Genomic DNA, 7265 nt, shown 5'->3' on the forward strand with positions numbered 1-7265 from the left:
GGCACCGCGGGCCCGGATCCGACCTTAGGCAGCGGAGGCCCTGGTGGAAGCCGGGTTCACCTCTACGGGGGAGGTGCCAGCAGCGGCTCCGGGTCCGCCGGTGGCCGACCGGCGGCCCAGCGACTGCGCGTACACCGCGAGGCCGCCGACGAAGAAGACCATGGTCGAGTACTGGGTGATCAGCGCCACCGTGGCCAGTGCCGGGATCTGCGCGACCAGCGCGATCGTCGGTGCTGCGGCCCGCCGGGTGACCACCGCCAGGCACGCCCAGCCGAGCAGCAGCACCGCGGCGGCCAGCGACACCCAGCCGTAGGTGAGTCCCTGGAGCACCAGCGCGCTGTCGATCGACCGGAAGGCACCGAAGAAGACGTCCCCGGTGGGTGACCGGTAGAACGCCGAGGAGAACCCCAGGGCACGCATGTCCTCCACCAGCGACAGCAGGTCGCCGCGGTAGTGGGCGCTGTTCGACGCCTCGTCCCCCGCCGCCGCGTACACCCGCGTGATCAGCGGCAGCACGGCCACGCCGACGGCCGCGACCGACCCGGCCAGGAGCACCCGCAGCCGGGCCGGCAGCTCCTCGCGCATCACGGCGATGGAGAGCACGATGCCGATGACGGTGGTGACCAGCCCGATGCGGCTGAAGGTGACGACGACCCCGGCGACCATCATCAGCACCATCCCCAGGCGGGCACCGAGCCGGAACGAGGACGCGAGCGTCATCGGCACCGCCATGGACAGCGCCGCGCCCAGCGCGATCGAGTGCCCGAAGGCGCCCTCGGCGCGGGCCACCCCCCCGCGCTCCTGGATCGTCCCCCAGACCGCGTACTGGTCGGCGGCCCCCGGGATGAGCACGAAGGGGTTGAGCCCGGTGAGGTACTCGGCCACCGCGCCGGCCGCGACGACCGTGAAGACCAGGGCGACCACCCGCAGGCACCACTCGTAGCCGGTGCGGTGGGCGATCAGCCGCCCGGCGAGGAAGGCACCCAGCCACTGGACGGCGACGACGAACACGCTGGTGAGCGTGGCCCGCCCGGCGAGCAGGGGCGCCAGGGAGGCCAGCACGAACAACCCGAGCAGCACGTCCACCGCCACCGGGCGCAGGGCGCTGCCGGCGGTCGTCGGGAGCGCCGCCGCGATGACCAGCAGCCCCCAGAGCACCTGCGGCTGGAAGTAGACCCCGACGGAGATGCCGGCCCAGACGGGGACGAACGAGAGCACGACCAGGTAGCTCAGCAACGCCAGCCGGGGCCAGCGCCGGAGCACGACCAGCGTCAGGGCGCCGAGGGCCAGCGCCAGGAGCGCCAGCACGTACCGGTCGGCGGCGGGGCCGGTCAGGCTGGACACGCCACCTCGCTCCCTCTCCCGCCGGTCACCACGCGCGGTGACGGCGCGCCCCGCGGTGGGGTGCCGGCCGGGCGACTGTAGGTCCCGGTCCGCGGGGTCGACCCCCTCCGCCGGCCGGACCTCCCCCGGGAGGGTCGGGTCGTCCCGGCGGGTGGCGCGCCCGGCGGCAGGGCTGGGTGATGATCGTCGGTGCTCCTGCGCGTCGCCCGCACGCGTGGCGGCAGAGGTGAGGAGAGCCGTGCAGCGCCCCGTGGTCGTCCTGCAGTCCTTCCCGGACCCCCGACCGACGACCAACCCGTACATCGTCATGCTCGGCCGGGCCCTGGCCACGACGCCGGGCCTGAGCCTGCAGACCTTCACCTGGCGCCGTTTCCTGCTGGGCCGGTTCGACGTGTTCCACGCGCACTGGCCGGAGATCCTGGTGTCGGGCCGCAGCCGGCCGAAGGCGCTGGTCCGCCAGGCGCTGTTCCTGATCGGGCTGCTGCGCCTGCGGGCGACCCGCCGGCCGCTCGTGCGCACGGTGCACAACCTCGAGCTGCCCACCGGCATCTCCCACCGGGAGCGGGCCCTGCTGCGCCTGGCCGAGCGCTGGACGTCCCTGCGGGTCCGGATCAACCCCACCACCGAGCTGCCGGCCGGGCAGGCGGCGCACACCGTCCTGCACGGGCACTACGTCGACTGGTTCGCCGGCGCCCCCCGTCCGGCGGCCGAGCCCGGTCGCCTCGCCTACGTCGGCCTCATCCGCCGGTACAAGGGCGTCGAGCGGCTGCTCGCCGCCTTCGCCGAGACCCGCACCGCCGCCCCCGACCTGCGGCTGCACGTCTCCGGCCGGCCCTCCGGACCGGAGCTGGCCACCGAGCTGCGCGAGCTGGCCGGCGCCGACGACCGGGTCGTGCTGCGGCTGGCCTTCCTCAGCGACGAGGAGCTGGTGGAGGAGGTGAGCCGGGCGGAGCTGGTGGTGCTCCCCTACCGGGAGATGCACAACTCCGGCAGCGTGCTGACCGCGCTCTCCCTCGGCCGCCCGGTCCTGGTCCCGGACAACGAGGCCAACCGCGCGCTCGCCGACGAGGTCGGGCCGGGGTGGGTGCACCGCTACTCCGGCGAGGTGACCGGCGCCGACCTGGTGACCGCCGTGCACGCCGCCCGCGACCGGGACCCGGCCGGTCCGGACCTGAGCCACCGGGACTGGCGCACGGCCGGCGCGGAGCACCTGGCGGCCTACCGCCGTGCGCTGTCGCTGGTCGCGCCGGGGAGCCGCTGACCGCCCTCCGAGCCGGACGTCCGCCGGTACTCCCGGTAGACCGTCCCGAGGGCACCCAGCACCATGCCGGTCCCGCGCGCGGCGCTGCGCAGGCCGCGTGCCCGGTGGCCCGGTGACCCGGTGGCCAGGCCGAGGCCCGCGCGGGCCAGCCCACCGAGCACCCGCGGCGCTCCCCGCCCCAGGGCCAGCACCCGGGCCCGGAGCCGGGCCACCGGGCCACCGGCCAGGGCCAGCTCCACCCGGGCCACGGAGTTGCCGGAGCTCAGCGCCCGCTGGAGCACCCAGCGGGCGGTCAGCCGGTCCTCGGGCACCGAGTCGGTGACGACCGCCTCGGCGCACCAGACCATCAGGGCCCCGCTGCGGCCCAGCTGGCGGGTGAAGAGGGTGTCCTCCCCGCCGCTGAGGCCGAAGGCCGGGTCGAACCGGAGCTGCCGCGCCCGGACCGCCCGCACGTCCAGCAGCAGGTTGTTGGTGGCGGCCACGGTGATCGGGGTGCCGGTGGCCAGTCGCCGGCGGCGGAAGAAGTCCCCGGCCGCCACGAACGGGTCCGGTTCCCGCGGGAACGCGGACACCACCGTGCCAGCGACCAGCGCCGCGCCGGTGCGCTCCCGGGTGCGCAGCAGGTGCCCCAGCCACCCCGGGTGGGGCCGCTCGTCGTCGTCGATGAAGACCAGCAGGTCGCTCGCGGCCGCCTCGGTCAGCGCGCGGTTGCGCGCCGCGGCGATGCCGGGCTCCGGCTCGCACGCGTAGCGCACGGCCCGGTGGCCGGCGACGACCGCCCGGCCGCTGCCGGCGGGGTCGTTGTCGACCACCAGGACCTCGACCCGGTGGCCGGCCGCGGTCTGCTCGTCCGCCTGCGCGGTCAGCAGGGGCAGCACCGCGGCGAGGTCGTCGGGACGGCGGTAGGTGAGCACGGCCACGGTGACGGCCATCGGCTCGGCGGTCCGGTCGGCGGCGCTCATGCCCGGCCGTCGCCCGCCGGACCGTCGAGCAGCTCGGCCAGGCGCCGGCGGTAGCGCGCCGGGGAGTGCCGCTGGGCGGCGGTGGCGGCGTCCTCGGCGGCGAGCCGGCGGACAGCCGGCCAGTCGGCCGCGATCCGCTGGACGGCGTCGGCCCACAGCAGCGGTTCCCCGGGGGGCACGGCCTGCGCGGACCGGTAACCGGCCGCCGCCTCCCGCAGCCCGCTGGTGGCGCTCACCACCAGCGGGCGGGCGGCGAGCACCGCCTCCACGGCGGTGTTGCCGAAGGGCTCGTCGACGACCGAGGGCACGAGCACCACGTCGGTGCCCGCCACGACGTCCCAGATGTCGGACCGGAAGCCGAGGAACCGCACCCGGTCGGTCAGTCCGGCGTCGGCGACGCTGCGGTGCAGCTGCTCCTCGAACCACTCGTAGCCGGGGAACACCGCGCCGAGGAGGTCCAGCCGCGCGTCCACCCCCCGGCGGACCAGCTCGGCGAGGGTGGCGACCGCCACCTGAGGCCCCTTCCGCTCCGACAGCCGCCCGAGGAACAGCAGGCGCAGTGACCCGGAGAGGGCCGGCCGGGCCGGCTGCACCACCGGCGGGCCGGGAACGCTGTTGGCCAGCACCGTGGCACGCCCCCGCAGCGAGGGCGCGGACTCGGCCAGCACGTCGAGGCTGAAGCTGCTGTTGACCACCACCGTGCCGGCCAGCCGCGCAGGCAGGGCCAGCACCCACCGCGCCCAGCGAGGCGCCGACCGCTCGGCCTCGTGCACGTGGCAGAGCACCCGGCGCCCGGCCAGCCGGCCCAGGACGACCCAGGACGGGATGGTGACGGTGTTCACGTACACCCCGCCCCGGGCGGCGGCCACCAGCCGGACGGCGCGCGGCAGCCCGGCGAGCCCCTCGACGGCGAGCTCCAGCAGCCCTCGCGGGCTGAGCGCGGACTTGCGCAGCACCGGCATGCGGCACCGGACCACGCGGGCGCCCAGCGCCTCCAGCCGAGCCACCAGCGGGCCCTCGCCCGGGAGGACGACGGTGACCGGGTGCCCGGCGTCGACGAACGCGGCGACCGAGTCGGCCAGCACCCGGTCCGAGCCGTACAGCTCGGCGCCCGGGTGGGCGACCAGCAGGGGGGCCGGCCGGGTGACCGACGCGCGCTGCCGGGCGGCCAGGGCGCGGACGGCGATCACCACCCCCTCCAGGCTCCCGCGCACGATCGCGCGCAGCGGCCGGCTGGACTCCAGCAGTTGCCGGCGGCCGCCGCGGAGCAGGATCTCCCGGCTGACCGCCGGGGTGCGCAGCACCCACCCCAGCAGCCGGCGCCGGTCGAGGTGCCGGGCACCGAACAGCAGCCGGTTGCGGGCGTTGTAGCGGTAGTAGGTCGCCGACTTCGCCCGGCCCCGCCGGGCACCCTGGGTGCCGCCCTCGTCGTGCCGCACCGACAGGTCGTCCCGGATCACGAGGTGGCCGCCGGCCAGCTGCGCCCGGTAGGTCAGGTCGACGTCCTCCCAGTACAAGAAGTAGTCGTGGTCGAACCCGCCCATGCGGTCCAGCAGCTCGGCGTGCACGACGAGGCACGCGCCGGTGAGCCAGTCGACCCAGCCGGCCGGCGGGTGGGCGGGGTCGCCGGCGCGACGGCTTCGGATGCGCCCGTCGCGCAGGTGCAGCCGCGCCCCCTGGAAGACCACCGCCCCGGTCGAGTCGACGATGCGCGGGGCGATCACCGCCAGCGGCTCGCGCAGGCTGTGCTCGCGCAGCTGGTCGACGACCTCCTGCGTGACCACCGCGTCCGGGTTGAGCAGCAGGAAGGCGGTGCAGCCCGCCGCCCGGGCGGCCGCGATGCCGGCGTCCATCCCCGCCCCGAAGCCGGGGTTGTCGGGCAGCGCGACCAGGTGCCAGCCCTGCTCGGCGCACAGCCGCGCGGTCGCTGCGCGCTCCGCGAGCGCCTCGGAGTTGTCGACCACCACGACCATGTCGTGCGGGCCGCCCACCCCTGGGCCGGCGAGGTTCGCGGCCAGCAGCGCAGCCGAGTGGTAGTTGACCAGCACGATGCCGAGCGTGCGGTCGGCGGTCACCGGGCCACCAGCTCGGCCGGGGCGTCGTCGGCCGGGTGAGCCGGCCCGGCCGTCCGCCGCAGCCGGCGCCGCACCTGCAGGGCGTTGGCGAGGACCTCGAACAGCAGCACGGCGACCACCGAGCCCAGCACCGGACCGGCGGCACCCATCCGATCGGCCAGCCACCAGGAGAGCGCGACGTTCACCGGCAGCATCGCGACGACCATGCCGGCCTGGAAGCGCAGGCCGGGGGCGTCGGTGAGGTAGATGCCCAGCGGGTACTTCAGCGCCTGGACGACCATCAGGACGGCGAACCCGACCACGAGCGCCCCCCCGAGCTGCACGGCGCCGCCGGAGGCGAGCTCGGCCAGCCACGGTGACAGGACGGCGACCCCGGTGGCCAGCACCGCACCGACGCCGGCGAAGGCCAGCGCCATCGACCAGGGCGCGGCCGTCGCCCGCTGGGCCCGCGCCCGGGCGAAGACCGGCCACAGGGCCAGCCCGGCGGAGTTCACCAGCGCCCAGATCGGCACGAACATCTGGCTGGCCAGGCTGTACTCGGCCAGCTCCGCCGGCCCTCGCAGGTGGCTGAGCAGCAGCCGGTCGCTCTGCATCGCCAGCGGGACTGCGACCAGCTGCACGAGCATGGGCCAGGCGACGCCGAGGACCGGTGCGCCCCGCTCGGTCCGCAGCCGCGGTACGCGGCGGACCGCCTGCCCGAGGATCGGGCGGAGGCGGCGGGCAGCGAGCCAGGTGCACACCCCGGCCAGCACCAGGGTGACCGCGTAGGGCACCACCGGGAACGCCGCACCGGCCGGGATCCCGGCGGCCACGAACAGCGCCAGCACCCCGAGCACGACCGGTGTCTGCAGGCCGAGCACCAGGATCGACACGTGGTTCTGGCCCAGGCCGACGAGCATGCGCTGGCCGATCCCGACCGGGATGCCCAGCGCGATGAGCAGCACGCACCCGGCGGCGACCGCCGGCCCGGAGCCGTCGAGCAGCCCCCCGCCGAGCAGCGTCGGCCACAGCCCCACCAGCGAGACGAGCAGCGTGACCAGGGCCAGCACCGCCGCGGACGCGACCAGCACCCGCAGCGCCGTGGTGATCGTCCGGCGGACGTGGTCGTCCCGGTCCGGCGCCGGGGACCCGCCGACGGCGTTCATCACCGCCGCGGACATGCCCAGGTCGGTGAACGGCAGCAGCGCGCCGAGGGTCACCAGCAGCGCGTACTGCGCGTACACCGCCGTGCCGTAGGTGTCCACGAGCAGCCGGGTCACCACGATGCCCAGCAGCGCGGAGACCGGGAGGACCAGCAGCCGGGTCCCACCGCTGCGCAGCACGCTGCGCCAGGCGCCCGGCATCGGACCGCCCGGGGTGGTGCCGTCCATCGCTGCGCGCTCCCTCGTCGTCCCCGCCCCGGCCCGCCGCTGCGCAGGCGCACGGTCGTGCTCCGCGGACGAGCATGGCCCGGGGACGTCGTCCCCGGGCCAGGCTCGTCCGGTCAGGTCACCCGACGGGGGTGGTGCCGGCTGCGCCGGCCCACAGGTCGTCGAAGGCGACCCGCACCGGCGCGGCGGTCGCCGAGCCCGACACGTACGTCGCCACCCCGACCCCACCGGCCCGCTGCAGCTCCGCGGTGGC

General features: G+C 76.3%; 5 protein-coding genes. 1 reads left to right on the forward strand and 4 read right to left on the reverse strand.

The genetic code is table 11. From position 1 onward, the window contains the following. Positions 1-24: 24 nt before the first annotated feature. On the reverse strand, positions 25-1344 hold the full coding sequence (locus ACI783_RS14640; protein WP_457141117.1) for a hypothetical protein: 1320 nt from the start codon (positions 1342-1344) through the stop codon (positions 25-27). 238 nt (positions 1345-1582) lie between these two features. On the opposite strand from ACI783_RS14640, the gene ACI783_RS14645 reads away from it, so the two are divergent. Then, the gene (locus ACI783_RS14645) at positions 1583-2605 is read left to right on the forward strand and encodes a glycosyltransferase (protein WP_457141118.1); all 1023 of its coding nucleotides are present in this window, start codon (positions 1583-1585) and stop codon (positions 2603-2605) included. Here ACI783_RS14645 and ACI783_RS14650 read toward each other — a convergent pair. The 3 genes from ACI783_RS14650 to ACI783_RS14660 are packed head-to-tail and all read right to left on the reverse strand — an operon-like array spanning position 2563 to position 7012. After that, positions 2563-3567 (reverse strand): glycosyltransferase family 2 protein, encoded by a 1005-nt coding sequence (locus ACI783_RS14650; protein ID WP_457141119.1) that lies wholly within the window; start codon positions 3565-3567, stop codon positions 2563-2565. The two genes, ACI783_RS14645 and ACI783_RS14650, sit on opposite strands and share 43 nt — an antisense overlap. Then, entirely contained in the window at positions 3564-5642 is a 2079-nt protein-coding gene (locus ACI783_RS14655) for a glycosyltransferase (protein WP_457141120.1), read from the reverse strand. Before ACI783_RS14655 ends, ACI783_RS14650 begins: the two co-directional genes overlap by 4 nt. Then, the gene (locus tag ACI783_RS14660) at positions 5639-7012 is read right to left on the reverse strand and encodes a lipopolysaccharide biosynthesis protein (protein ID WP_457141121.1); all 1374 of its coding nucleotides are present in this window, start codon (positions 7010-7012) and stop codon (positions 5639-5641) included. The genes ACI783_RS14655 and ACI783_RS14660 overlap by 4 nt, the downstream gene beginning before the upstream one ends. Positions 7013-7265 lie beyond the last annotated feature (253 nt).

This window comes from Modestobacter sp. SYSU DS0511, assembly GCF_054050755.1.

Excerpts from the sequence above, each read along its gene's own strand:
- ACI783_RS14650 (WP_457141119.1), bottom strand. The coding sequence starts at position 3,567 with ATGAGCGCCGCCGACCGGACCGCCGAGCCGATGGCCGTCACCGTGGCC.
- ACI783_RS14660 (WP_457141121.1), bottom strand. The coding sequence starts at position 7,012 with ATGGACGGCACCACCCCGGGCGGTCCGATGCCGGGCGCCTGGCGCAGC.